Origin of the sequence: Sphingomonas abaci, assembly GCF_014199625.1 — a bacterium.
GTDB lineage: Bacteria > Pseudomonadota > Alphaproteobacteria > Sphingomonadales > Sphingomonadaceae > Sphingomonas > Sphingomonas abaci.
On sequence record NZ_JACHNY010000006.1, the window covers coordinates 154630 to 175951 of the forward strand.

At 70.7% G+C, this 21322-nt stretch carries 26 protein-coding genes and 1 tRNA gene; 14 read left to right on the forward strand and 13 right to left on the reverse strand.

Going from position 1 to position 21322, the window contains the following annotated elements; genetic code table 11:
- The first annotated feature begins 56 nt into the window (after positions 1–56).
- Genes GGQ96_RS14605 through GGQ96_RS14625 form a run of 5 tightly spaced genes read left to right on the forward strand, consistent with a single transcriptional unit; the run spans position 57 to position 3742 of the window.
- Complete coding sequence (locus GGQ96_RS14605; RefSeq protein WP_184116055.1) at positions 57–491, forward strand: pyridoxamine 5'-phosphate oxidase family protein; 435 nt, start codon at positions 57–59, stop codon at positions 489–491.
- A complete protein-coding gene (locus tag GGQ96_RS14610; RefSeq protein ID WP_221239990.1) occupies positions 488–1534 on the forward strand; it encodes a glycosyltransferase family 2 protein in 1047 nt (348 codons plus the stop codon). The genes GGQ96_RS14605 and GGQ96_RS14610 overlap by 4 nt, the downstream gene beginning before the upstream one ends.
- The gene (locus GGQ96_RS14615; RefSeq protein WP_184116057.1) at positions 1531–2505 is read left to right on the forward strand and encodes an acyl-CoA dehydrogenase; all 975 of its coding nucleotides are present in this window, start codon (positions 1531–1533) and stop codon (positions 2503–2505) included. The genes GGQ96_RS14610 and GGQ96_RS14615 overlap by 4 nt, the downstream gene beginning before the upstream one ends.
- Positions 2506–2555: 50 nt before the next feature.
- A complete protein-coding gene (locus GGQ96_RS14620; protein WP_343059074.1) occupies positions 2556–3170 on the forward strand; it encodes a PIG-L deacetylase family protein in 615 nt (204 codons plus the stop codon).
- Positions 3167–3742, forward strand: a complete 576-nt coding sequence (locus tag GGQ96_RS14625) for a class I SAM-dependent methyltransferase (protein ID WP_184116059.1) — start codon at positions 3167–3169, stop codon at positions 3740–3742. The genes GGQ96_RS14620 and GGQ96_RS14625 overlap by 4 nt, the downstream gene beginning before the upstream one ends.
- Positions 3743–3809: 67 nt before the next feature.
- Here the strand turns inward: GGQ96_RS14625 and GGQ96_RS14630 are convergent.
- Together GGQ96_RS14630 and GGQ96_RS14635 are read right to left on the reverse strand one after the other, a co-directional pair.
- Positions 3810–3883, reverse strand: a tRNA-Gly gene (locus GGQ96_RS14630).
- 109 nt (positions 3884–3992) lie between these two features.
- Positions 3993–4424 (reverse strand): (deoxy)nucleoside triphosphate pyrophosphohydrolase, encoded by a 432-nt coding sequence (locus tag GGQ96_RS14635; protein WP_184116061.1) that lies wholly within the window; start codon positions 4422–4424, stop codon positions 3993–3995.
- A gap of 33 nt (positions 4425–4457) precedes the next feature.
- On the opposite strand from GGQ96_RS14635, the gene GGQ96_RS14640 reads away from it, so the two are divergent.
- Together GGQ96_RS14640 and GGQ96_RS14645 are read left to right on the forward strand one after the other, a co-directional pair.
- A complete protein-coding gene (locus tag GGQ96_RS14640; protein WP_184116063.1) occupies positions 4458–4649 on the forward strand; it encodes a Flp family type IVb pilin in 192 nt (63 codons plus the stop codon).
- 165 nt (positions 4650–4814) lie between these two features.
- Positions 4815–4985 (forward strand): Flp family type IVb pilin, encoded by a 171-nt coding sequence (locus GGQ96_RS14645; RefSeq protein ID WP_184116064.1) that lies wholly within the window; start codon positions 4815–4817, stop codon positions 4983–4985.
- Between the two features lie 80 nt (positions 4986–5065).
- Here GGQ96_RS14645 and GGQ96_RS14650 read toward each other — a convergent pair whose 3' ends face one another.
- The 4 genes from GGQ96_RS14650 to GGQ96_RS21695 are packed head-to-tail and all read right to left on the reverse strand — an operon-like array spanning position 5066 to position 8857.
- Positions 5066–6013 (reverse strand): acetyl-CoA carboxylase carboxyltransferase subunit alpha, encoded by a 948-nt coding sequence (locus GGQ96_RS14650; protein WP_184116066.1) that lies wholly within the window; start codon positions 6011–6013, stop codon positions 5066–5068.
- A gap of 9 nt (positions 6014–6022) precedes the next feature.
- A complete protein-coding gene (locus tag GGQ96_RS14655) occupies positions 6023–6922 on the reverse strand; it encodes a tyrosine-type recombinase/integrase (RefSeq protein ID WP_184116068.1) in 900 nt (299 codons plus the stop codon).
- Positions 6923–6927: 5 nt separating this feature from the next.
- The gene (locus GGQ96_RS14660; protein WP_184116070.1) at positions 6928–8739 is read right to left on the reverse strand and encodes a hypothetical protein; all 1812 of its coding nucleotides are present in this window, start codon (positions 8737–8739) and stop codon (positions 6928–6930) included.
- On the reverse strand, positions 8723–8857 hold the full coding sequence (locus tag GGQ96_RS21695) for a hypothetical protein (protein WP_277600170.1): 135 nt from the start codon (positions 8855–8857) through the stop codon (positions 8723–8725). Before GGQ96_RS21695 ends, GGQ96_RS14660 begins: the two co-directional genes overlap by 17 nt.
- Positions 8858–8936: 79 nt before the next feature.
- On the opposite strand from GGQ96_RS21695, the gene GGQ96_RS14665 reads away from it, so the two are divergent.
- Genes GGQ96_RS14665 through GGQ96_RS14675 form a run of 3 tightly spaced genes read left to right on the forward strand, consistent with a single transcriptional unit; the run spans position 8937 to position 10704 of the window.
- Positions 8937–9467 carry a shikimate kinase gene (locus GGQ96_RS14665; protein ID WP_184116073.1) on the forward strand — a complete coding sequence of 177 codons (531 nt, stop codon included), beginning with the start codon at positions 8937–8939 and terminating at the stop codon, positions 9465–9467.
- The gene (gene aroB / locus GGQ96_RS14670; protein WP_184116075.1) at positions 9464–10564 is read left to right on the forward strand and encodes a 3-dehydroquinate synthase; all 1101 of its coding nucleotides are present in this window, start codon (positions 9464–9466) and stop codon (positions 10562–10564) included. Before GGQ96_RS14665 ends, aroB begins: the two co-directional genes overlap by 4 nt.
- Positions 10564–10704, forward strand: a complete 141-nt coding sequence (locus GGQ96_RS14675) for a DUF2256 domain-containing protein (RefSeq protein WP_184116077.1) — start codon at positions 10564–10566, stop codon at positions 10702–10704. The genes aroB and GGQ96_RS14675 overlap by 1 nt, the downstream gene beginning before the upstream one ends.
- A gap of 6 nt (positions 10705–10710) precedes the next feature.
- Here GGQ96_RS14675 and GGQ96_RS14680 read toward each other — a convergent pair whose 3' ends face one another.
- From GGQ96_RS14680 to GGQ96_RS14700, 5 genes are all read right to left on the reverse strand, one after another.
- On the reverse strand, positions 10711–11319 hold the full coding sequence (locus tag GGQ96_RS14680; RefSeq protein ID WP_184116079.1) for a JAB domain-containing protein: 609 nt from the start codon (positions 11317–11319) through the stop codon (positions 10711–10713).
- 184 nt (positions 11320–11503) lie between these two features.
- Complete coding sequence (locus GGQ96_RS14685; RefSeq protein ID WP_184116081.1) at positions 11504–11932, reverse strand: DUF1178 family protein; 429 nt, start codon at positions 11930–11932, stop codon at positions 11504–11506.
- Positions 11929–12756 carry a nitrilase-related carbon-nitrogen hydrolase gene (locus GGQ96_RS14690; protein ID WP_184116083.1) on the reverse strand — a complete coding sequence of 276 codons (828 nt, stop codon included), beginning with the start codon at positions 12754–12756 and terminating at the stop codon, positions 11929–11931. Before GGQ96_RS14690 ends, GGQ96_RS14685 begins: the two co-directional genes overlap by 4 nt.
- On the reverse strand, positions 12753–13010 hold the full coding sequence (gene grxC, locus GGQ96_RS14695) for a glutaredoxin 3 (RefSeq protein WP_184116085.1): 258 nt from the start codon (positions 13008–13010) through the stop codon (positions 12753–12755). Before grxC ends, GGQ96_RS14690 begins: the two co-directional genes overlap by 4 nt.
- A 31-nt stretch (positions 13011–13041) precedes the next feature.
- Positions 13042–13776 (reverse strand): double zinc ribbon domain-containing protein, encoded by a 735-nt coding sequence (locus GGQ96_RS14700; protein WP_184116087.1) that lies wholly within the window; start codon positions 13774–13776, stop codon positions 13042–13044.
- Between GGQ96_RS14700 and GGQ96_RS14705 the strand changes: the two genes are divergently transcribed.
- A complete protein-coding gene (locus GGQ96_RS14705) occupies positions 13775–14665 on the forward strand; it encodes a class I SAM-dependent methyltransferase (RefSeq protein WP_184116089.1) in 891 nt (296 codons plus the stop codon). The two genes, GGQ96_RS14700 and GGQ96_RS14705, sit on opposite strands and share 2 nt — an antisense overlap.
- Before the next feature lie 312 nt (positions 14666–14977).
- On the opposite strand, the gene GGQ96_RS14710 is transcribed toward GGQ96_RS14705, so the two are convergent.
- Together GGQ96_RS14710 and pdhA are read right to left on the reverse strand one after the other, a co-directional pair.
- Positions 14978–16402: a pyruvate dehydrogenase complex E1 component subunit beta gene (locus GGQ96_RS14710; protein WP_184116091.1), complete on the reverse strand. Its 1425-nt coding sequence runs from the start codon at positions 16400–16402 to the stop codon at positions 14978–14980.
- A 1-nt stretch (position 16403) separates the two neighbouring features.
- Positions 16404–17447 carry a pyruvate dehydrogenase (acetyl-transferring) E1 component subunit alpha gene (gene pdhA / locus GGQ96_RS14715; protein WP_184116093.1) on the reverse strand — a complete coding sequence of 348 codons (1044 nt, stop codon included), beginning with the start codon at positions 17445–17447 and terminating at the stop codon, positions 16404–16406.
- A gap of 189 nt (positions 17448–17636) precedes the next feature.
- Here pdhA and GGQ96_RS14720 point away from each other — a divergent pair, with 189 nt between their 5' ends.
- From GGQ96_RS14720 to GGQ96_RS14730, 3 genes are read left to right on the forward strand one after another with little or no spacing between them, the layout of a single operon-like run.
- Positions 17637–18989 (forward strand): MFS transporter, encoded by a 1353-nt coding sequence (locus GGQ96_RS14720; RefSeq protein WP_184116095.1) that lies wholly within the window; start codon positions 17637–17639, stop codon positions 18987–18989.
- Positions 18986–19906 (forward strand): cysteine synthase A, encoded by a 921-nt coding sequence (cysK, locus tag GGQ96_RS14725; protein ID WP_184116097.1) that lies wholly within the window; start codon positions 18986–18988, stop codon positions 19904–19906. Before GGQ96_RS14720 ends, cysK begins: the two co-directional genes overlap by 4 nt.
- Before the next feature lie 2 nt (positions 19907–19908).
- Positions 19909–21231, forward strand: a complete 1323-nt coding sequence (locus tag GGQ96_RS14730) for a cell wall hydrolase (protein ID WP_184116098.1) — start codon at positions 19909–19911, stop codon at positions 21229–21231.
- The last annotated feature ends 91 nt before the right edge of the window (positions 21232–21322 follow it).

Consider the following 21322-nt stretch of genomic DNA (forward strand, 5'->3'; position numbering starts at 1 on the left):
GGGACTTGGCTCTCGTGGGTCCGTCCGACCCACGCCCGCGCATCAAGGATGAACGCATGGCGGAGGTCGACCTGCACACGCTGTCCAAGAAGATGGCCAAGCTGGATTTCGCCATGCTGGCGACCCGAGCCGCGGATGGCGGCATGACCAGCCGCCCGATGAGCAACAATGGCGATGTCGAGTATCGCGGCGACAGCTATTTCTTCGCCTATCGCGCATCGCGCAAGATCGCGGATATCACCGCCCATCCACAGGTCGTGCTGAGCTATACCGGCGCAGCGGGAATGCTGGGCGGTCCGCCGCTGTTCGTCGCGGTCGAGGGGCAAGCGACGCTGATCGACGACAAGGCGCAGTTCGAGGCGCATTGGACCAAGGATCTCGACCGCTATTTCCCGGATGGCATCGACACGCCTGGCGTGGTGATGATCAAAGTGGCGGCCGAGCGGATCCGCTATTGGGACGGTGGCGACGAAGGCGAGATCCGCGCTTGACCTCTCACCCGGGCGTCGGCGGCGATCCGTCGACGATCGCGATCTGCGTTCCCGCCCGCGACGAAGCTGATCGGTTGCCCAGGCTGTTCGAGGCGATCGATGCGCTTGTCGCCCCACCCGGCATATCGATCTCGCTTTGCCTGCTGCTGGACGGCTGCACCGACGAGAGCGCGGCGGTGGCATCGACTCACGCCCGCCGCGCCGCCTATCCGGTTCATGTCGCCGCCGTTGCGCGGGCCGACGCCAATGCGGGTGTCGCCCGGCATCGCGCCATGCGGCTCGGCATGTCGGCGCTCGCGGCGGGAGGCGGCGTGCTGCTGACCACCGATGCCGATAGCTGGCCCGATCGCGACTGGCTGGTCGCGACTATGGGGGCCTTGCGCCATGCCGACCTGGTGGTCGGCGACGTGGTGCGCGCCGGTCCTCGGGCCGACGCCGCCCAGAACCGGATCGAACTCTATTACGCGCGCCTTTTCACGTTGCGGCGGCGCACCGATCCGGTGCCCTGGGAGGCGGCGCGAACCCATCATCACGCCAGCGGTGCGAACATGGCGATGCGAGCCGCGCTCTACACGCGGCTCGGGGGCTTTCCGCCGCTGCGCCAGGGCGAGGATGCGCGGCTGGTCGACGATGCGTCGCGCGCCGGGTTCCGGGTCCGCCGCGATGCGGCCAGCATCGTCCACACATCGGGTCGTCGCGACGGCCGCGCACAGGGTGGGCTGGCCTCTGCCCTGCGCGCCCTTGATCGCGACGGGCTCGACGCCGTTCGGGTCGCGCACCCGGCGGATCAGGCCTGGCAATACCGGGCTCATGCCCTAGCCCGCCGCGCCTTCGACAGCGCCACGCTGGCGGACCTGTCCACCGCGATCGGGCTGACGACCGATCATCTGACCGGCGTCGCCCGCGACGCGCCCAATGCCGAGGCCTTCGCCATGCGCGTCGTCCCGGCGCCGCCAGGGGGGATGCGCCACGTCCCGCTGACGGTCGCCGAGACCGCCCTGGCGACGCTGGAGGCGGCCGTCGTGCCGGCGAAGGCCGCATGACCGACCTGCGCGCGCGGATCGCCGCGCTCGGCCGCGATCTTCCCGATCTCGCCGATCCGGGCGACGGCGAGTCGCTGCTTGCATTGCTGCGCCTGTTGTACCGGGTCGGTCGCGAGGACCTGCCATTGGGTCGCCTGTTCGAGGGGCATGTCGATGCCGCCCAGATCGTCAGCCGCTACGGCACCGCGACGCAGCGGGCCTGGCTCGCCGACGCGGTTCGCCATGGCGCGGCGCTCGGCATGTGGAATGCGGATTTGCCGGGCGAGCCGTTGCATCTGGTCGACGGAGGTCTGTGCGGCGGCAAGAGCTTCGCCTCCGGGGCTGGACTGATCAGCCACGCGCTCGTCACCGTCGACCGGCCGGGCGGCCGCCAGCTCCTCCTGGTCGACCTCGCGGCGGCACCGCCGACGATCGACCGGAGCGTTTGGCGGGTCGTCGGCATGCAACGATCCGAGACGCATGTTGTGCGCTGGCGCGACGCCCCGCTCGGCCCGGACGCGGCGGTCGGGCTGCCCGGCGACTATGTGCGCGAACCCTGGTTCAGCGGCGGCGCGCTGCGGTTCGCCAGCGTGCAGGCCGGCGGGATCGCGCGCCTGGTCGACGGGACCCGCGACCATCTGGTCGCCACGGGGCGGGCCGGTGACCCCCATCAGGCGGGGCGGCTGGCGCGGCTCCATGCGGTGGCGGAGGCGGCCACGGCGGCGGTGCGCGCCGCCGCCCAGGGTTGGTTCACCGATGCACCCGCCCGGTTGCCGCGCGTCGCCGCGGCGCGCGCCACCGTCTACGCCGCCGGGGGCGAGGCGCTGACGCTCGCGCAGGAGGCGATCGGCGTCCAGTCGCTGTTCCTCGATCACCCGCTCGCCGCCACGGTCACCGATCTGGCCATGTACCTGCGCCAGCCCGGCCCCGATGCCCAGCGCATGCAGGTCGGTGCCGCGGTGGCGGCCGGCATCCTGCGCGTGTCGCTGTGATCGGGCGCATTGCTCGGCCCGGGGCGCCCCGTCCCCGCTCGCTGCTGGTCGTGGCGCCGCACCCCGATGACGAGACGATCGCAGCGCACATGCTGATGACGCGGCTGCGGCGGCGCGGTGTCGTGGTCCGGGTGATCGTGGTCAGCGACGGGGCCGCCTCGCATCCGAACAGCCGTCGCTGGCCGCGACACCGGCTGGTGCGCGAACGTCGGCGCGAAACTCGGCATGTCCTGCGCCGCATCGGGGTGGATGCACGTGCCATTGCCTTTCTCGACCTGCCCGACGGCCGGCTGGCCGACCATGCCAACCAGGTGCGCCGGCCCATCGCCCGTGCCGCGCGCGCCCTCCCCGCGCCGGTGCTGGCGCTCGCGCCGTCGCCGGACGACGCCCATCCCGACCATCGCGTCGTCGCGGGCGCGGCGCGGCGGCAGGCGGGGCTCGACTGGCTCGCCTATCCGATATGGCCGGCCGGCCAGCGCCTGCGCGGGGCCCGCCCGCTGCCGCTCACCGCGCAGCAACGCCTCGCCAAGCGGCACGCGCTGCGTGGCTACCGCACCCAATGTGGCTGCATCACCGACGATCCGACCGGCTTCGCCATGTCCGCCCGGCAGATCGCCGCCTTCACCGGCCCGCAGGAGGTGTTCGCCGCCATGGGGGGACAATGAGGCCGATCACGCTCGACGGGTTCGAAAAGACCTTCGCCGCCGATCCCGATCCGTGGAACACCTTCGCCGACCGGGACGAAGCCTGCAAGCGCCAGGCGATCCGCCACGCCATCGGATCCGCGCGGCGCGGCCGCGTGCTGGAGATCGCCGCCGGCAACGGTTCCAACAGCCGCATGCTCGCGACACGGTCGCTGCGCCTCGACGCCACCGAGGCGACCGCGACCGGCACCCGGCTGGTGGCGGCCGCCCTGCCCGCCTCGCGTCGCGCCCGCGCGATCCGGCTGGCGGTGCCTGGGCGCTTCCCCCGGCCCGGCTATGACGCCATCGTCATCGCGGAACTGCTCTACTATCTATCGCCCGCCGCGATGCGTCGCACCGCCCGCGACAGCGCGCGGGCGGTGCGACGCGGCGGCCTGCTTGTCCTCGCCCACCACCGCATCGACTTCCACGATTTCGCGCAACACGCCGCCGACCTGCACCGCACGTTCCTGGCGCAAACAGGCCGGGCCTGGAGTGTCCGGGCGGTCCGGCGAACCGGCCGCTGGACCGTCCACGCCTGCTTGCGCCGCTGACGGCAGGAGCGGCCGATATGCGACAAGCTCGCCTTCACCCCAGCGACCGGGATCATGTTTTCGAGCGTGGAGCGGGTGAAGGGAATCGAACCCTCGTATTCAGCTTGGGAAGCTGCTGCTCTACCATTGAGCTACACCCGCGGACACCAGGATCGCTGCCGTTTCCGGCCACATGGCGCGCCATCGTCGAGCGCCGGGTTCATCCGGCTCCGTGATGTGGAGGCCGATTGCCACAGGTTCGGCATGGTCGTCAACGGCGATCGTGCGGCATCCCGGCCGCCAGCCAGCGCGCCAGCGCCGCCGCCAGCGGATAGTCGGCCGGCGGCATCGGCAGGGCCGCCAGCGCCTCGGGCCGGTCCCAGTGCAGCGCCGTCGCCTCCAGCGCCGCCGGTTCGCCCTGCCAATCGCGGCACGCATGGAGCAGCAACAGCATCGGCCGCTCGGGCGTGCCGGCCTGCACGAAGCCGATCGGTTCCAGCGCGCCCGGTTCGACGAAAAGGCCCAGTTCCTCCGCGAGTTCGCGGGCAAGCGCCGCGTCCGGCCGCTCGCCCGGTTCGACCTTGCCGCCAGGAAATTCCCACAGGCCGGCATGCGCCTTGCCGGGCGGCCGCTGCTGGACCAGCGTCCGCCCGGCGGAATCGATCAAGGCCGCTGCGACTACGATGATGATAGTATTGGTCATTCTTTAAACACTCCCGGCCTATCCCGCCTGATCATGACCCAGCTCCGCTCCCTGCTCAGCGCCGGCCGGCGCCTGTTCGCCGATCGCCGTGGCGCCACCGCCGTGGAATATGGCCTGATCGTCGCGCTCATCGTCCTGGCGATGGTCGGCGCGCTCGGCGGCGTGGCGGACACGACCATCACCATGTGGAACAATGTCAGCACCAGGGTCGTCAGCGCCCGCTGACTGGCCAAGCTCCTGCCACCGCACGAAACAATGATGGTTATCAATATCTTACGGACGGCTCGCTTAAGTGTTTCTCAACCTACCGCCGATAGAGATGCGGATGTCGATCCGGTCTCTTCCCCGGCTCGGCCGGGTAACTGAAGCTTCGTGACCATGGAGATCGCAATGCAGAACATGCGCAAGATTTTTAAGAATTCCAAGGGCGCCACCGCCATCGAGTACGGCCTGATCGCCGCGCTGATCGCCGTCGCCGCCATCTCGGCGATGTCGACCCTGGGCAAGAACCTGGGCGCGACCTTCAACTCGGTCTCGGGCAACATGACCAAGGCGCAGTAATTCGCGCGCCTTCGCTCCGGCTATAGCGCCGAGGCGACGCAAGGGGCGGCGGACCGACGGGTCCGCCGCCCTTTTCGCATTTAAAGCCGGCCCATCGCCAGGAACTTGGCGCGGCGCTCGCGGGTGAGCTGTTCGGGCGAGAGCGGCGCGAGCTGGTCGAGCGCCGATTCGATCGCGTCGCCAAGCTTCGCGATCGCGCGGCCATGGTCGCGGTGCGCGCCACCCAACGGCTCGGGCACGATCGTGTCGATGATGCCGAGCTGCTTCAGGTCCTGCGCGGTGACGCGCATCGCCTCGGCCGCGTCGGGTGCCTTGTCGGCGGTGCGCCACAGGATCGAGGCGCAGCCTTCGGGACTGATCACCGAATAGACGGCATGTTCGAACATCAGCACGCGGTTGCCCGCCGCCAGCGCGATCGCGCCGCCCGATCCGCCCTCGCCGACGATCGCGGAGATCACCGGTACGCCCGCGTTCAGGCACGCCTCGGTCGAGCGGGCGATCGCCTCGGCCTGGCCACGCTCCTCCGCCTGGATGCCGGGAAAGGCGCCGGACGTGTCGACCAGCGTCACCACCGGCAGGCCGAATCGGCTGGCCAGTTCGACCAGGCGGATCGCCTTGCGATAGCCCTCGGGCTTGCCCATCCCGAAATTATGCTTGAGCCGGCTGGCGGTGTCGTCGCCCTTCTCATGGCCGATCGCCAGCACCTTGCGCCCACGGAAGGTCGCGAAGCCGCCCAGGATCGCCTGGTCGTCGGCAAAGGCGCGGTCGCCCGCCAGCGGCATCCATTCCTCGAAAAGCCCCGCGGCATAATGTTTGAAGTGCGGACGTTCGGGGTGCCGCGCCACCTGCGTCTTCTGCCAGGGGGTCAGCCGGGCGAAGGTGTCGCGCAGCAGCTTGTCGGATTTCGCCTGCAGCCGCGCCACGTCCGCGGCGATGTCGACGCCGCCATTCGCACCGCTTTCGCGCAGTTCGTCGATTCGGCCCTGCAATTCGGCGATCGGCTTTTCGAAGTCGAGGAAAGTGAACATGGCCGGCGGTTAGGACCGGGTCGTGTCGAGGTCAACGAGCGGATGGTTCGACTGGACCAGTTCGACCAGCCGTGCGGTCTCGACATGCGTGTAGATTTCGGTGGTGGCGATGTCGGCATGGCCCAGCATCGTCTGGAGCGCGCGCAGGTCCGCGCCCCCCGCCAGCAGATGGGTGGCGAAGGCGTGGCGCAGCACGTGCGGGCTGATCCGGTCGGGCGCGATCCCCGCCTCCGCCGCCAGTTCGCGCACCAGTTGGTAGAGGCGGACGCGCGACAGATGGCCACGGCCGGAGGGGAAGAGGAATGGTTGGTCGTCCGGCACATGCGCGCGCCACGCCGCCACCGCCGCGCGCGCGCGGTCGGACAGCGGCACCAGCCGTTCCTTGTCGCCTTTGCCCTTCACGAACAGATAAGGGCGGTCTGGGCGCACCGCCGCCAGCGGCAGCGACACGAGTTCGGTCGCGCGCAGGCCGGACCCGTAGAGCAGCTCGAACAGCGCCGCCAATCGCCGGTCGGCGGGACGGGGGTCGGCAAGGCGATCCGCGATCGTAGCGAACAGCCGATCGATATCGCCATGGCTGAGCGTGCGGGGCAGGCCGCGCGCGGCGCCGGGCCGGGGCAGCGCCGCGCCGGCATCGTCCGCGCGGTGCCCCTCCTCGTGCAGGAAGGCGAAGAAGCGCCGAAGCGCCGCCGATTTGCGCGCCACGGTCGACCGCGACAGCGCCCGCCAGTCCCGCGCCAGCGTCGTCAAGGCCTCCGCATCGGCCATGGCCAGCCGCCCGCCGAGCACTGCCGAAGCGAGCGTCAGGTCGCTGCGATACGCGGCGAGCGTATTGGCGGCGGCGCCCGATTCGGCGGCCAGCATCTCCAGGAATCGGTCGATCAGTCCGCGATCGGCGAGGTCGAGCATCGGGATCAGCCCCGCGCCAGCGCCTCGGCCGCGATCATCCGCGCCTCGCCATCCAGCCCGACGCCGCGCAGGGCCGCCACGATCCGATAGAGCGTGACCGGCGACACGGCGCGCCAATCGGCCGCGTTCATCCCCACCGCCGACAGCAGCACCACCGTGCCCGGCTCGTCGGCGCGCACCGCCCGGTCGAGCGCACGCGTCCAGTTTGTCACCGCGCCCAGCGGCACGCCGAGCGACTCGGCGGCGCGCTGCGCCTGGTCGGGCGCGATCCGGCCGAGCCCGGCCAGCCCCGCCAGGAACAATTGCCGCTTGCGCGCGGCATCGCCGCTGCCGGCATAGCCCTGCACATCGCCCTCGCCGAAGCGGGTCGTCGAGTCGGGGTCGGTCAGCGCGATCATCGCCCAGCCGTCGCCCCCGGTCTTCACCGCCTGGGCCCAGCGCGCCGCCGTGCGGTCATGCCCGGCCGACAGCAGCGCGGCGACGATCCGGTCGGCCTCCGCCAGATCGGCGCGCACCGGCTGGCGCGCGGCGGCATGGGCGGTCAGCACCAGCCGGCCATAGCCAGGATCCGCGCCCCACAGGTCGCGAAGCGCGCCCAGCCGCGCATCGGCGGTGCGGCCGGCATAGGCGGTGCCCAGGTCCTGCGCCGCCGCCGCCGCCGCCGAGGGCGCGTCATCGTCGGCCGCGACCATGCCGTAAAGATCGACCAGCGCCGCGCTGGACATCACCCCCTGCGCCGCCGCCGCCTCCACGAGCGGCAGGCGGGCGGCGGGCGACAGCATCGGCGACAGCGCTTGCCAGTAGCGGACCTGCGCGCCGGTCGTCGCGAACATCGTCTCGGGGATCGCCACGCCGGTCGCATTGGCCAGGCCGAAACGCCACGGCGTCAGCCGGTCGACGCCGTCCCATTCGATCGTCACCGCACGGCGGCCCTGTCCGCCGGCGCCCATCGCCTTTTCGGCCAGCAGCACGTCGATGCCGCCGGCCAGCCGGCGACGCCGCGCCGCCTGGAACTGCGCCCGCGCCGCCTCGCCCTGTCCGGTCAGCCCGGCGCAGATCGGCTGGGCGAAGACCCAGCCCACCTCGCCGGTGGCGCGCAGGCCGGCCTCCGCCAGCGGGCAGAGTCCGCCCGGATCGCCGGTCGCCAGCATCGCGTTCATCGCGACCTGGTAGAGCTTGGGCGTATAGTCGCGATTGTCGACGCGCTCGACCACCCCGCGCGCCACCACCGATTCGCCCATGCGGAGCAGCAGCCAGGCGCGCTCGGCCGCATAGTCCGCGCCGTTCAGCCCGGCCGGCGTGTCGAGTTCGGCCGCCAGCGTCCGCCGCAACAGCATCGACAGCCAGCGTGACGGCAGCGGCGCGGGCGTCCGTCGCATCAACGTCTCGATGAAGCCGCCATCGGCCGCGCCGAACGCATCGGCCGGCATGTCCCGCGACAGGCCGACGCTCGCGATTGAACGCCGGGCATAGACGGGCATCTCGTAGCGGGCGAGCAGGCGCGGATCGATCGGCGACGGCGTCGCGCCGGGGGTCGGGCCTGGCGACGGGCCGGATGTCGGGGCCGCCAGCGGCTGCACCACCGCCCCGGCCGGATCACCGGGCAGGACCGCGCCGCGCTGCGCCGGCGGCGTCGGGGCCGCGCCGGGCCGGGCGGCGGCGGCAGTCGGCGTCGCGCTGGGCCGGGCGGCGGGCCGGGCCGCGGGCTCGCCGAAGCCGGGCGGCAGAATCGATTCGGGCCGGTCCTGCGCCACCGCCATCGCAGCGAGCGTGACCGCGCCGAACCCGGCGGCGGCGACCTTACTGGAGATTCGCAAGCGAGACCTGCTGCTCGATCTGCGTGGTCGGGCGATCCTTGGCGCGGCCGGCGAGCAGCATCATGCCACCCCCGACCACGACCAGGATCACCAGGAGCGAGACGAGAAGGCGGGACATAGGCAAACCTTGGAAAACGGATACGCGGGGTCACAGCGCTTTTGCGCCGCGCGATTGCGGCTGTATAGCCCCGCTCGCGATGTTGCAAAGCCACTCCCCCTGGACCGGCCGGCCGCTCGTGCTCGTCGGGTTGATGGGTGTCGGCAAATCCACCGTTGGTCGCCGTCTGGCGACGCGGTTGAAGCTGCCCTTCGTCGATGCCGATAACGCCATCGAGGACGCGGCCGGCATGACCATCACTGAGATTTTCGCCCGATTCGGCGAACCCTATTTCCGTGCCGGCGAACGCCGCGTGATCGGCCGCCTCATGGACGGCACGCCCAAGGTCATCGCGACCGGCGGCGGCGCCTTCATCGACCCGGCGACGCGCAAGCTGATCCTGGACCAGGCGACCGCCATCTGGCTGAGCGCGCATCCGGACGTGCTGGTCGAACGCGTCAAGCGTCGCGACACCCGGCCGCTGCTGCGCGGCAAAGACGCGCGGCAGGTGCTGAGCGATCTCGCCGCGGTGCGCGACCCGATCTATGCCCAGGCGCATATCCATGTCTCCAGCCAGAAAGGTCCGCACGAAGTGACCGTCAACGCCATCCTGAAGGCGATCGGCCGATGAGGACGATTTCCGTCGAACTGGGCGACCGCCGCTACCCGATCCTGATCGAGGCGGGGCTGATCGATCGTGCGGCCGAGGCGTTGCGGCCGCTGGCGCGGGGTCGCCCGATGGCCATCGTCACCGATTCGCACCTTCGGTCGCATCTGGCGAAGTTGCAGGGGTCGCTGGACGCGGCGGGCATCGCCAGCGAGGCGCTGGTCCTGCCGCCGGGCGAGGCGAGCAAGAGCTGGGCGGTGCTGGCGCAGGTGTGCGACTGGCTGATGGCGCGCGGGATCGAGCGCAGCGACCATGTGCTGGCGCTGGGCGGCGGCGTGATGGGCGACCTGATCGGCTTCGCCTGCGCGATCCTGAAGCGCGGCTGTCCGTTCGTGCAGATCCCCACGACGCTGCTCGCCCAGGTCGACAGCTCGGTCGGCGGCAAGACCGCGATCAACACGGCGGCGGGCAAGAACCTGATCGGCGCGTTCCACCAGCCCGCCATGGTGCTGATCGACCCGGCGGTGCTCGATACGCTGCCGCCGCGCGAGCTGGCGGCCGGCTATGCCGAGGTGGTGAAATACGGCCTGATCGACGATGCCGACTTCTTTGGCTGGTGCGAGGCGAACGGCGCAGGCCTGCTCGCCGGCGACGCGGCGGCGCGCGAACAGGCCATCGCTCATTCGGTCGCCGCCAAGGCGCGGATCGTCGCCGCCGACGAGCACGAGACCAACGGCACCCGCGCCCTCCTCAACCTGGGCCACACGTTCGGCCATGCGCTGGAAGCGGAGGCCGGGTTCGACGGCAGCCTGATCCATGGCGAGGCGGTGGCGGCGGGCATCGCGCTCGCCTTCCGCTTCTCGGTTGCGCGCGGCCTCTGCCCGCCAGCGGATGCCGAGCGGGTCTCGGCGCATTTCCGGGCGGTCGGTCTGCCCGACGGGCTGGCGGCGGCGGGCATCTCCGCCAGCGGCGCGCGGCTGGTCGACCATATGCGCCACGACAAGAAGATGGCGGCGGGCACCCTGCCCTTCCTGCTCGCGCGCGGGATCGGCCGGACCTATCTCGACCGCTCGGTCGATCTGGACGAGGTGGCCGTGTTCCTCGACCGCGAGCCGCGCTGATGCCCAATGGCGTCGACAAGCGCGACCTGCCGACCAAGATTTGCGTCGCCTGCGGCCGCCCCTTCACCTGGCGCAAGAAATGGGCGCGCGACTGGGACCAGGTGCAATATTGCTCGGACGCCTGCCGACGGAAACGCTGATCCCGCTCAGTCGATCGCGATGCAATGCTGGCCGCCGCGCGCGACGATCAGGTGATCGTGCAGGCGCAGGCCCAGCGTCTCCGCCGCCACCGCCAGCTTGCGGGTGAAGCGCCGGTCGAGGTCGCTCGGCGCCGGATCGCCGCTCGGATGGTTATGCACCAGCACCATCCCGCAGGCGCCGATCTCGAGCGCCCGCGCGAGGATCTGGCGCGGCCGGACGGTCACCCCCTCCGGCCCGCCCCGCGCGATCACCTCCTCGGCGAGCAGCTCGCGCCGCCCGTTCAGGAAGAAGACGCGCACCTGCTCGTCGCGTTCGTGCGCCATGAGCTGGCGGCAATAATCGATCAGCTCGTGCCGCGTCGCGACGATCGGGCCCGCCGCCACCTTCTCCCGCAGCAGGAACAGCGCCGCCCGGCGGTGCGCCGCTAGCATCGCCACCGCTTTGGCTTCGCCATCGACCAGCGGCAGCAACGTCGCCTCGCGCGCGACCAGCGCCGCGTTCAGGCTGGCATGATGGTCGAGGATCGACCCAGCCCAACGCGGCGCCCGGTCGGGATCGACGATCGCCAGCAACGCGACCAGCACCTCCTGCGCTTCGTCGTCCCGGACCGCCATCGCTGGCGCGAGCGACCGGGAAAGATGGAGGCGGAGGCCGGCGAACCGGTGGGACATCGCGGGAGCTCGCAGGGAACGGGCGATCTCCCTATCCCGTCCTGCACCGATGCGGGGTCGCCTAAACCTCCATCACGGAGCGGTTCACCCCTCAATCATATCCGATCCGGAGCGATCGCAACCTGGATCAGTTAAGCTGCTTCGGCGGCACGACGGGCAGCGGCAGCGGCGCGACCGGCACGCCTTCAGCCACCAGCGCCTTGGCCTCGGCGATGCTTGCCTGCCCATGGATGGCGGTGGTCGGCGCCTCGCCCATATGCATGGCGCGGGCGCGCGCGGCGAATGCGCCGCCGACCCATTCGGAGGATTCCAGCGCCTTGGCCTGGGCCGCCGCCAAGGCCGCCATCGCCTGCTTCATCGCGGCGGCCGGCGGCGGATCGGCGCGGTTGCCCTTGGCTGCGACCGCCGGGGCCATCACCGCCTTCTCAATCGCGGTCGCGCCGCACATCGGACAGACGAGCTGCCCGGCCGCACGCTGTTCGTCATAGGCGCGGCTGGAGCCGAACCAGGCCTCGAACACATGGCCATCGGGACAACGCAGGTCAAAGACGATCACGCGCCGGCGATTCCGACCGGCGGGATGGGCCGACGATGATCCAGCACCGGCAGGCGCTGGCGCACCTCCATCGTCCGCGCCGGATCGATCGTGGCGACCGCCAGGCCCGCCGCCTCGCCCATGTCCAGCACCGCCTCACCCCAGGGATCGACGACCATCGAATGGCCATAGGTGGTGCGGCCATCCGCATGCTGCCCGGTCTGCGCCGCCGCCACCACCCAGGCCCCGGCCTCGACCGCCCGCGCCCGCAGCAGCAGCGACCAATGCGCCGCCCCGGTCGGCAGGGTGAAGGCGGCCGGCACCGCCAGCACGGTCGCACCCGCATCGGTCAGCGCGCGGAACAGGTCCGGAAAACGCAAGTCGTAGCAGATCGCGAGCCCCAGTCGCCCGACCGGCGTATCGACCACCATCGCCATATCACCAGGCGCATAGCTCGCCGACTCGCGCCAGCTCTCCCCCGTCGGCAGGTCGACATCGAACAGGTGCAGCTTGTCGTAGCGTGCCCGGACCGCGCCTGCGCCGTCGATCACGAACCCGCGATTGGCCAACCGGCCATCGGGCCGCCGCACCGCCAGCGAGCCGAGATGGACCCACAGACCCGCCCGCGCCGCCGCATGACGCACGGCATCCAGCACCGGATCGTCCGCTTCCGCCACGATCGCCCGCGCCGCGCGCTCTCCGTCGCGATCGATCAGGCCGGACATTTCCGGAGTGAACAGCATCGTCGCGCCCCGCGCCGCGGCCTGCGCCACCGCGTTGGTCAGCGTGGCGGCATTGACGGCGGGCTCGATCCCGCTCGTCATCTGGAGCAGCGCGATCGTCACGCCGCGAGCAGCGGGTCCAGCTTGCCGGCGCGCTCGAGCGCCGCCAGGTCGTCCGACCCGCCGACGTGACGACCGTCGATGAAGATCTGCGGCACGGTGGTGCGGCCATTGGCCCGCTCCAACATCTCCGCGCGGCGCGGACCGCCCATGGTGATATCGAACTCCTCCGGCGCGACGCCCTTGGAGGCGAGCAGCTTCAGCGCCCGGGTGCAATAGGGGCAGAATGCCTTGGTGTAGATTTCAACTTTGGCCATGCTCCTCAGGTGTGGGCGGCGCCGGCGCTTGTCAATCGTCGCTCGCCACGACGCGCGCCCAGCACAGGATCGTGACCGACCGAGCACCCGCCGCCAGCAGCGCGCGGGTGCAGCCATCCGCCGTCGCCCCCGTGGTATGGACGTCGTCGACCAGCACCACCGCACGGCCCCGCACCCGGTCGCGATCCGCCGGCCGAACCGCGAAGACGCCGCGCACCGCCCGAGCCCGCGCGCGCCGGCCCAACCCCCGCAGCAGCCGGGTCGCGCGCAGCCTTCGCAGCACGAAGGGATCATGCCGCACGCCGCTCCGGCGGGCGAGCGCGGCCGCGATCAATGCCGACTGGTTAAAGCCGCGCCGCCACAAGCGCCAGCGGTGAAGCGGCACCGGCACCAGCAGGTCGGCCCCCTCCGGCATCAGCCGCGCCATCGCCCGCGCCATCGTCTCCGCCAGCGCGATCTGCCCGCCATGTTTCAGCCGCACCGCCAGCGCCCCCGCTACCGGGCCATAGGCGACCGCGGCGCGGATGCCGGCATGGCGCGGCGGCCGGGCCAGGCAGGCGGCGCAGCGCGCCCCCGCCCCGCGATCATAGTCGAACGGCGCATGGCAGCATGCGCACCAGGGCGGCGCCAGGAACCGCAGTCCGGTCCAGCAGGTCGCGCAGAAGCGATGGTCCGCGCCCACCGGCTCGCCGCAGCCGGGGCAGCGTGGTGGCAGCAGCAGGGCGATGATCGTGCGGACAACACCCGCGATCGGACGAAGCGGCATGGCGCGCTTGTCGCGCCGGGCGCGACGGGGCACAAGCGCGGGCGTGGATACCCCCGACATCTTCGACCGCGCCGCCCGCCGCCATCGCCGCGACCGTGCCGCCAACCGCTTCGCCGAGCACGATTTCCTCCGCGCCGCCATGCTCGACGGCATCGCCGAACGGTTGCTGGCGGTGAAGCGCGGGTTCAGCGACATCCTCGACCTCGGCTGTTTCGACGGTGCGTTCGAGCCGCCACCGGGCGCGCGAGTCGCGCGGGTCGATGCCGGCTTCCGCTTCGCCGAGCGGGCCGGCGGCGTGCAGGCCGACGAGGACCGCCTGCCCTTCGCCGATGGCAGTTTCGACCTGGTGGTGAGCGCGGGCGTGCTCGACCAGATCGGCGACCTGCCGGGCGCCTTGACGCTGGCCCGCCGCGCGCTGCGGCCGGACGGCTTGTTCCTGGCCGCATTCGTCGGGGCCACCTCCTTTCCCGCGCTGCGCCGTGCCTTCGCGGCGGCCGAGCGGCAGCGACCGGTCGCGCGGCTGCATCCGCAGATCGACGTGCGCTCGGCCGGCGACCTGCTGGTCCGCGCCGGCTTCGCGCTGCCGGTCGCGGACATCGAGACGCTCGACATCGGCTATCCGGATCTCTGGCGACTGCTGGAGGATCTGCGCGGCATGGCCGGCACCAATGTGCTGAGCGAACGCCATTCCCTGTCTCGCGCGGCGCTCGCCGCCGCCGCCGCCGCGTTCGCCGAGGCCGGCGGTCCGGATGGCCGCACGCGCGAGCGGATCGACCTGATCTTCCTGACCGGCTGGTCGCCCGATGCCTCGCAACCGCAGCCGGCGAAGCGCGGCAGCGCGACCGCATCGCTGGCGCAGGCGTTGAAGCGGCCGCCGCAGACGGAGTGATTCCTCGCCGTTTCGCGGCGGCGCGGACGGGTGCCGCAGCCGGGACGTGCATCACGTCATAATGCCGGTTCGATCGGTCCGCCGCCTAGGGCGGCTCAGCCCACCTCTGGGCGCTTGAGCGGGAGCCCGACCTCGGTTGGCGGGGCAAGGCGGTGCCGGCGATTTATCGTCCCCGTCCCCCAACGGCGCCCCGGCCTTCGCCGGAGAACAGGTCTGGGACGGGTACGGCGTTCGTCCCGCGACTGGCGCCACCGCGTGAACCAAATAAAACGCGCGGCACGACCCACCGGTCGTGCCGCGCGCGTCGAAGGATCAGCCCTTGTAGCAGACCTTCTTGACCGTCTTCACGACCTTCGCCGAGTCGATCAGCGCCAGCTTCTCGAGATTGGCGGCATAGGGCAGCGGCACGTCCTCGTTGGCGACGCGCAGCACCGGCGCGTCGAGGTCGTCGAAGCCCTGCTCCATTACCACCGCGGTCAGTTCCGACGCGATCGAGCAGGTCGGCCAGCCTTCCTCGACCACGACCATGCGGTTGGTCTTGGCCAGCGACTTCAGCACCGTCGCAGTGTCGAGCGGGCGCAGCGTGCGCAGGTCGATGACCTCCGCGTCGATGCCCTCGCCGGCCAGCGTCTCGGCGGCTTCCAGCGCAACGCCGACGCCGATCGAATAGGAAACGATCGTCACGTCCTTGCCCTCGCGCATGATCCGGGCCTTGCCGATCGGCAGCACGAAATCGTCCAGCTTGGGCACGTCGAACGAGCGGCCGTACATCAGCTCGTTTTCGAGGAAGACGACCGGGTCTTCCGAACGGATCGCCGCCTTCAGCAGGCCCTTGGCGTCGGCCGCGTCATAGGGCGCGATCACGATCAGGCCGGGCACGCTGGCGTACCAGGGGCCGTAATTCTGCGAATGCTGCGCGCCAACGCGGCTGGCCGCGCCGTTGGGCCCGCGGAACACGATCGGGCAGCGCATCTGGCCGCCCGACATGTAGTTGGTCTTGGCCGCCGAGTTGATGATGTGGTCGATCGCCTGCATGGCGAAGTTGAACGTCATGAACTCGATGATCGGACGCAGGCCGCCCATCGCGGCTCCGGTGCCGACGCCGGCGAAGCCATATTCGGTGATCGGCGTGTCGATGACGCGGCGGTCGCCGAACTCGTCGAGCAGCCCCTGCGTCACCTTGTACGCGCCCTGGTACTGCGCGACCTCCTCGCCCATCACGAAGACGCGGTCGTCGGCGCGCATCTCCTCGGCCATCGCGTCGCGCAGCGCCTCGCGGACGGTGAGCTTGACCATCTCGGTGCCTTCCGGGATCTCCGGCGTGGCGGGGGCGTGCGCCTCGGCGGCGGCGACGAGCTGCTGGGTGCCGCTCTCCTGCTCGGCGGCGGCGGCGCCTTCCGGCATCGGCGGCGAGGCGGTGTCGGTCGCCTGGTTCTTCGGCGCCGCGTTGGCGTCTTCGCCGCTGCGCGTCTCGGTCACCGCGGAGGCGTCCTCGCCCTCTTCGGCCAGCACGGCGATGGCGGTGCCGACCTTCACGTTATCCGTGCCCTCGGCGACCAGGATCTTGGCGATCACGCCCTCGTCGACCGCCTCGAACTCCATCGTCGCCTTGTCGGTCTCGATCTCGGCCATGATGTCGCCGGACTTGACGCTGTCGCCTTCCTTGACGAGCCACTTGGCGAGCGTGCCCTCCTCCATCGTTGGGGACAGGGCCGGCATCTTGATCTCGATCGCCATCTCAGTAACGCTCCACCAGCACTTCAGTGTACAGTTCGGCCGCATCCGGCTCGGGGGTCTGCTCGGCGAAATCGGCGGCCGCGTTCACCGTCTTGCGGATGTCCTGCTCCAGCACCTTCAGATCGGCCTCGGTCACGCCCTGCGCTTCCAGCAGCTTCTTGACGTGATCGATCGGGTCCGACTTGTCGCGCACGCTCTGCACTTCCTCGCGGCTGCGATACTTGGCAGGATCGGACATGGAGTGGCCGCGATAGCGATAGGTCTTCATCTCCAGGATGACCGGACCCTTGCCCGCCCGGACCCAGGCCAGCGCTTCCTCGGCGGCGCCGCGGCAGGCCAGCACGTCCATGCCGTCCACCTGGATGCCGGGGATGCGGAAGCTCTCGCCGCGGCGATAGAGCTGGTCCTCCGACGAGGCGCGGTTGACGCTGGTGCCCATGGCGTACTGGTTGTTCTCGATCACGAAGATGATCGGGAGCTTCCACAGCTCCGCCATGTTGAAGCTTTCGTACACCTGGCCCTGATTGGCCGCGCCGTCGCCGAAATAGGCCAGGCAGACGCCGCCGTCATTGCTGTACTTGTGGCCGAAGGCGAGCCCGGTGCCGAGCGACACCTGCGCGCCGACGATGCCGTGGCCGCCAAAGAATTTATGCTCGGTCGAGAACATGTGCATCGACCCGCCCTTGCCCTTGGAGATGCCGGCGGCACGCCCCGTCAGCTCGGCCATGATGACCTTGGGATCGATGCCATAGGCAAGCATGTGGCCATGGTCGCGGTAACCGGTGATGACCGAATCCTTGTCGCCGTCGAGCGCCGACTGCAGGCCGACCGCGACCGCTTCCTGACCGATATAGAGGTGGCAGAAACCGCCGATCAGGCCCAGGCCGTAGAGCTGCCCGGCCTTCTCCTCGAACCGGCGGATCAGCAGCATCTGCTTGTAGAAGTCGAGCAGCTGTTCCTTGGTCGCTTCGAACGGCTTCGGCTCGGCGGGACGCTCGCGATTGGGAATCGGCGGATCGGCGAAGGCGCGGGGGGCTTTGGCCACTGTCAAAAGACCTCGTTTCCGTAGGGTAGTTGGCGGTGCCTATAGGCCGGGTCCGGCGAAAGAGGCAATCATGCGATGCAACGGCTTTCGCTGGGTTATCCGGTCCGCCTTCCGCCAAGCCCCCCTTTCAGGGCGCAAAGGCCAGCACCATTGCCCTGGCCCCCGCCCCCCGCCTAAAGCCATGGTCGAATGGCCGACCATATCCACCCCTTCCGCATCGCGAACTTCCGCAGCTACTGGCTGTCGCGGTTCAGCGGCACGATCGCCGTCTCGGCGATGTCGATCGTCATCGGCTGGCAGGTCTATAATCTCGCGCGCGAGACGATGGACGTGCGGCAGGCCGCGTTCATGCTCGGCATGATCGGCTTTGCGCAGTTCGTGCCCCTGTTCCTTCTGACCCCGATCACCGGCCTGGTCGCCGACAGCGTCGACCGGCGCTGGATCGTGCGCGGCACCACCACGCTCCTGGTGCTGACGGCGGGCGCCTTGTGGCTGCTCACCTGGTCGGGGCACCTGACGCTCGGCGCGCTGTTCGCGGCGGCGGTGGCGTTCGGGGTCGCGCGCGCCTTTTCCGGGCCGGCCTATTCGGCGCTCGCGCCCAATCTGGTTCCGCGCGAGAGCCTGCCGACGGCGATCGCGGTCAGCTCGATCGCCTGGCAAGTCGGCACGATTGCCGGCCCCAGCGTCGGCGGGCTACTCTATGCCATCCACCCCGAGGTGGCCTATGGCGTCGCGACCCTGTTGTTCGTGGTCGCGCTCGGCTTCATGTTCCTGATCGGTCCGGTGCCGCAGCCGGCGGCGCAGGCCGATCACCGGCCGCTCGCCCGCATCGCCGAGGGGTTCCGCTATGTCCGGCGCAACCGGCTGGTGCAGGCGGCGATCACGCTCGATCTGTTCGCGGTGCTGCTGGCCGGTGCGACCTCGCTGCTGCCGGTCTATGCGCGCGACATCCTGCACGTCGGGTCGCAGGGGCTGGGCGTGCTGGCGGCGGGCATGGGCATCGGCGCGGCGAGCACCGCGATCTGGTTCTCGTTCCGGCCGATGAGCCGCAATGTCGGCGTGAAGATGCTCGCCGCCGTGGTCGTGTTCGGCCTGTCGATCCTGACCTTCGGCATCGCCGCGCATATCACCGGGGCGCTGGGTCTACGCAGCAGCACGGTGCGGCTCGGCACGATGGCGGTGTTCATCCACCCCGCCTTCCTGCTCAGCCTCCTGGCCTTGATCGTCGCGGGCGGGGCGGACATGGTCTCGGTCTATGTGCGCCAGTCGCTCATCCAGCTCCACACCCCCGATGCGATGCGCGGCCGGGTGAGCGCGGTGTCGCAGCTCACCATCTCCGCCTCCAACGAACTGGGCGAGTTCGAGAGCGGCGTGATGGCGTCGCTGCTCGGACCCGTCGGCGCGGTGGTGTTCGGCGGCGTCGGCGCGATCGGCGTGACGCTGCTCTGGTCGCGCCTGTTCCCGGAACTCCGCCGCGCGCGAACCTTTGATCCGCCCGAGATCCTCGAAACCGAACCTGAGCACGGAGAAGCCAAGCCATGAAGGCCAATACGATCCTGGAGACGATCGGCGGCACGCCGCATGTCCGCATCCAGCGGCTGTTCCCGAACAGCGAGGTGTGGATCAAGTCGGAGCGCTCGAACCCCGGCGGCTCGATCAAGGACCGCATCGCCCTCGCCATGGTCGAGGCGGCTGAAGCCTCTGGCGCGCTCCGACCCGGCGGCACGATCATCGAGCCGACCAGCGGCAACACCGGCATCGGCCTGGCGCTGGTCGCGGCGGTCAAGGGCTACAAGCTGACGCTGGTGATGCCGGAGAGCATGTCGCTGGAACGCCGCCGGCTGATGCTGGCCTACGGCGCGACCTTCGATCTGACGCCGCGCGAGAAGGGCATGAAGGGCGCGATCGAACGCGCCCTGGAGCTGGTCGAGCAGACGCCCGGCGCATGGATGCCGCAGCAGTTCGAGAACCCGGCCAATGTCGACGTGCATGTCCGCACCACCGCGCAGGAGATCCTGAACGACTTCCGCGACACGCCGATCGACGTGATCATCACCGGCGTCGGCACCGGCGGCCACATCACCGGCGTCGCCGAGGCGCTGAAGAAGGAATGGCCGGACCTCAAGGTCTACGCGGTCGAGCCCCAAGCCTCCCCCGTCATCGCCGGCGGCCAGCCGGGGCCGCACCCGATCCAGGGCATCGGCGCCGGCTTCATCCCCGCCAATCTCCACACCCAGGTGCTGGACGGCGTGATCGCGGTCGACGCCGCCGTCGCCAAGGACATGGCGCGCCGCTCCGCCAGCGAGGAAGGGATGCTGGTCGGCATCTCGTCGGGCGCGACGCTCGCCGCGATCCTCCAGAAGCTGCCCGACCTGCCCGACGGCGTGCGCGTGCTCGGCTTCAACTACGATACGGGCGAGCGCTACCTGTCGGTGCCGGACTTCCTGCCCGAAGCGTGACCATGCCATCCCGCCCCGGACCCGTATTCCGGGGCCTGCTCCTCCTGCTCGCCCTGATGGCGGTCGTCGTCCCCGCGCTGCTCGTGCGGTGGACGCCGGCCATCACCGCCAATCCTGCGCGCGTCGCCCGGCGCGCAGGGCTGCCGCCGCGCAAGGTCGTGCCACCGACCGTGGTGCCGGACGTCGAGCCGGTCGAGCTGGTCGATCTGACGCCGCAGGACGCGCGCGCGTTCAACGCCGGCGTGCCCTTCGCCAAGGGACCGAACCCCGCCGCGCGACCTTTCCGCCTGCGCGACACGCCCGACAATCTGGCCCGCGCCACCGATTGCCTCGCCACCGCCCTGGTCTATGAGGCAGGGAACGATCCGGCTGGGCAGCGCGCCGTGGCGCAGGTGGTGCTCAACCGCGTCCGCCATCCCGCCTTTCCGAAGACGGTCTGCGGCGTCGTGTTCGAGGGCCAGGACCGCACCACCGGCTGCCAGTTCACCTTCAGCTGCGACGGTGCGCTGACCCGTTGGACGCCCTCGCCCGCGCTCTGGACCGCGGCGCGCAAGATCGCGACGGCGGCGCTGGCCGGCGCGGTCTATCGTCCGGTCGGCTATGCCACCCATTATCATACCGACTGGGTCGTGCCCTATTGGCAATCCAGCCTGGACAAGATCGCCGCCGTGCACAGCCACCTGTTCTTCCGCTGGGCCGGCTGGTGGGGCACGCCGGCGGCCTTCAACCGCCAGGTCTCGGCCGAGGAACCGGTGATCGCGAAGATCGCCGTGCTGTCCGACGCGCACCGGCTGGGCGGCGCGCTGGCCGAGCTCGCCGCCGCGACCAGCGAGGCCGCCTCCGCGATCGCCTCGGTGGACCCGGCCGCGCCGACGCTGGTCACCGATCCCGATGTCGGTGACACCCAGGCGATCATGGTCGCGCTGCCCGCCGGCCTGTCGGCGGACGGCTATCCCGCCCTGGCGCTCAAGGCCTGCGGCACCCGGCCGCGCTGCAAATATCTGGGCTGGACCGATGCCAAGTCGGTGCCCCGGTCCGGTGATCCCAATCCCGGCCAGGTGGCGGCGATGGCGTTCAGCTATCTGCGCGATCGGCCGGTCGGCCTGGAGCGGACCTTGTGGAACTGCACGCAGTTCCCGCATACCCGGCCCGGCGGCTGCATGCGGCGCGATCCGGGCGCGGCGGTGAACGCGGCGCTGCCGGCGGCCAGCACGCTTCCGTCCACGCCGCGTGGCCCGGACGCACTGGGCGGTATTCGCCGACGGCCGCCCGTGCCGATGCCGACGGCTACGCCCGCCGCCGCTGATCGAGACCCGACCACCTAGTCTTCGCGAGCGCGCGCGACGAACGGACCGTCGTTAATTCGACGAAGTCCGACCGTCGGCGCGCCACAACGCATAGAATGGGATGTGGTTC

Excerpts from the sequence above, each read along its gene's own strand:
- GGQ96_RS14720 (WP_184116095.1), top strand. The coding sequence starts at position 17,637 with ATGGCCGACCATATCCACCCCTTCCGCATCGCGAACTTCCGCAGCTAC.
- GGQ96_RS14605 (WP_184116055.1), top strand. The coding sequence starts at position 57 with ATGGCGGAGGTCGACCTGCACACGCTGTCCAAGAAGATGGCCAAGCTG.
- cysK (WP_184116097.1), top strand. The coding sequence starts at position 18,986 with ATGAAGGCCAATACGATCCTGGAGACGATCGGCGGCACGCCGCATGTC.
- grxC (WP_184116085.1), bottom strand. The coding sequence starts at position 13,010 with ATGGCCAAAGTTGAAATCTACACCAAGGCATTCTGCCCCTATTGCACC.
- GGQ96_RS14730 (WP_184116098.1), top strand. The coding sequence starts at position 19,909 with ATGCCATCCCGCCCCGGACCCGTATTCCGGGGCCTGCTCCTCCTGCTC.
- GGQ96_RS14675 (WP_184116077.1), top strand. The coding sequence starts at position 10,564 with ATGCCCAATGGCGTCGACAAGCGCGACCTGCCGACCAAGATTTGCGTC.
- GGQ96_RS14680 (WP_184116079.1), bottom strand. The coding sequence starts at position 11,319 with ATGGCGGTCCGGGACGACGAAGCGCAGGAGGTGCTGGTCGCGTTGCTG.
- aroB (WP_184116075.1), top strand. The coding sequence starts at position 9,464 with ATGAGGACGATTTCCGTCGAACTGGGCGACCGCCGCTACCCGATCCTG.
- GGQ96_RS14655 (WP_184116068.1), bottom strand. The coding sequence starts at position 6,922 with ATGCTCGACCTCGCCGATCGCGGACTGATCGACCGATTCCTGGAGATG.
- GGQ96_RS14615 (WP_184116057.1), top strand. The coding sequence starts at position 1,531 with ATGACCGACCTGCGCGCGCGGATCGCCGCGCTCGGCCGCGATCTTCCC.
- GGQ96_RS14710 (WP_184116091.1), bottom strand. The coding sequence starts at position 16,402 with ATGGCGATCGAGATCAAGATGCCGGCCCTGTCCCCAACGATGGAGGAG.
- GGQ96_RS14700 (WP_184116087.1), bottom strand. The coding sequence starts at position 13,776 with ATGCCGCTTCGTCCGATCGCGGGTGTTGTCCGCACGATCATCGCCCTG.
- GGQ96_RS14665 (WP_184116073.1), top strand. The coding sequence starts at position 8,937 with ATGTTGCAAAGCCACTCCCCCTGGACCGGCCGGCCGCTCGTGCTCGTC.
- GGQ96_RS14650 (WP_184116066.1), bottom strand. The coding sequence starts at position 6,013 with ATGTTCACTTTCCTCGACTTCGAAAAGCCGATCGCCGAATTGCAGGGC.
- GGQ96_RS21695 (WP_277600170.1), bottom strand. The coding sequence starts at position 8,857 with ATGTCCCGCCTTCTCGTCTCGCTCCTGGTGATCCTGGTCGTGGTCGGG.
- GGQ96_RS14635 (WP_184116061.1), bottom strand. The coding sequence starts at position 4,424 with ATGACCAATACTATCATCATCGTAGTCGCAGCGGCCTTGATCGATTCC.
- GGQ96_RS14705 (WP_184116089.1), top strand. The coding sequence starts at position 13,775 with ATGGCGCGCTTGTCGCGCCGGGCGCGACGGGGCACAAGCGCGGGCGTG.
- GGQ96_RS14640 (WP_184116063.1), top strand. The coding sequence starts at position 4,458 with ATGACCCAGCTCCGCTCCCTGCTCAGCGCCGGCCGGCGCCTGTTCGCC.
- GGQ96_RS14645 (WP_184116064.1), top strand. The coding sequence starts at position 4,815 with ATGCAGAACATGCGCAAGATTTTTAAGAATTCCAAGGGCGCCACCGCC.
- GGQ96_RS14625 (WP_184116059.1), top strand. The coding sequence starts at position 3,167 with ATGAGGCCGATCACGCTCGACGGGTTCGAAAAGACCTTCGCCGCCGAT.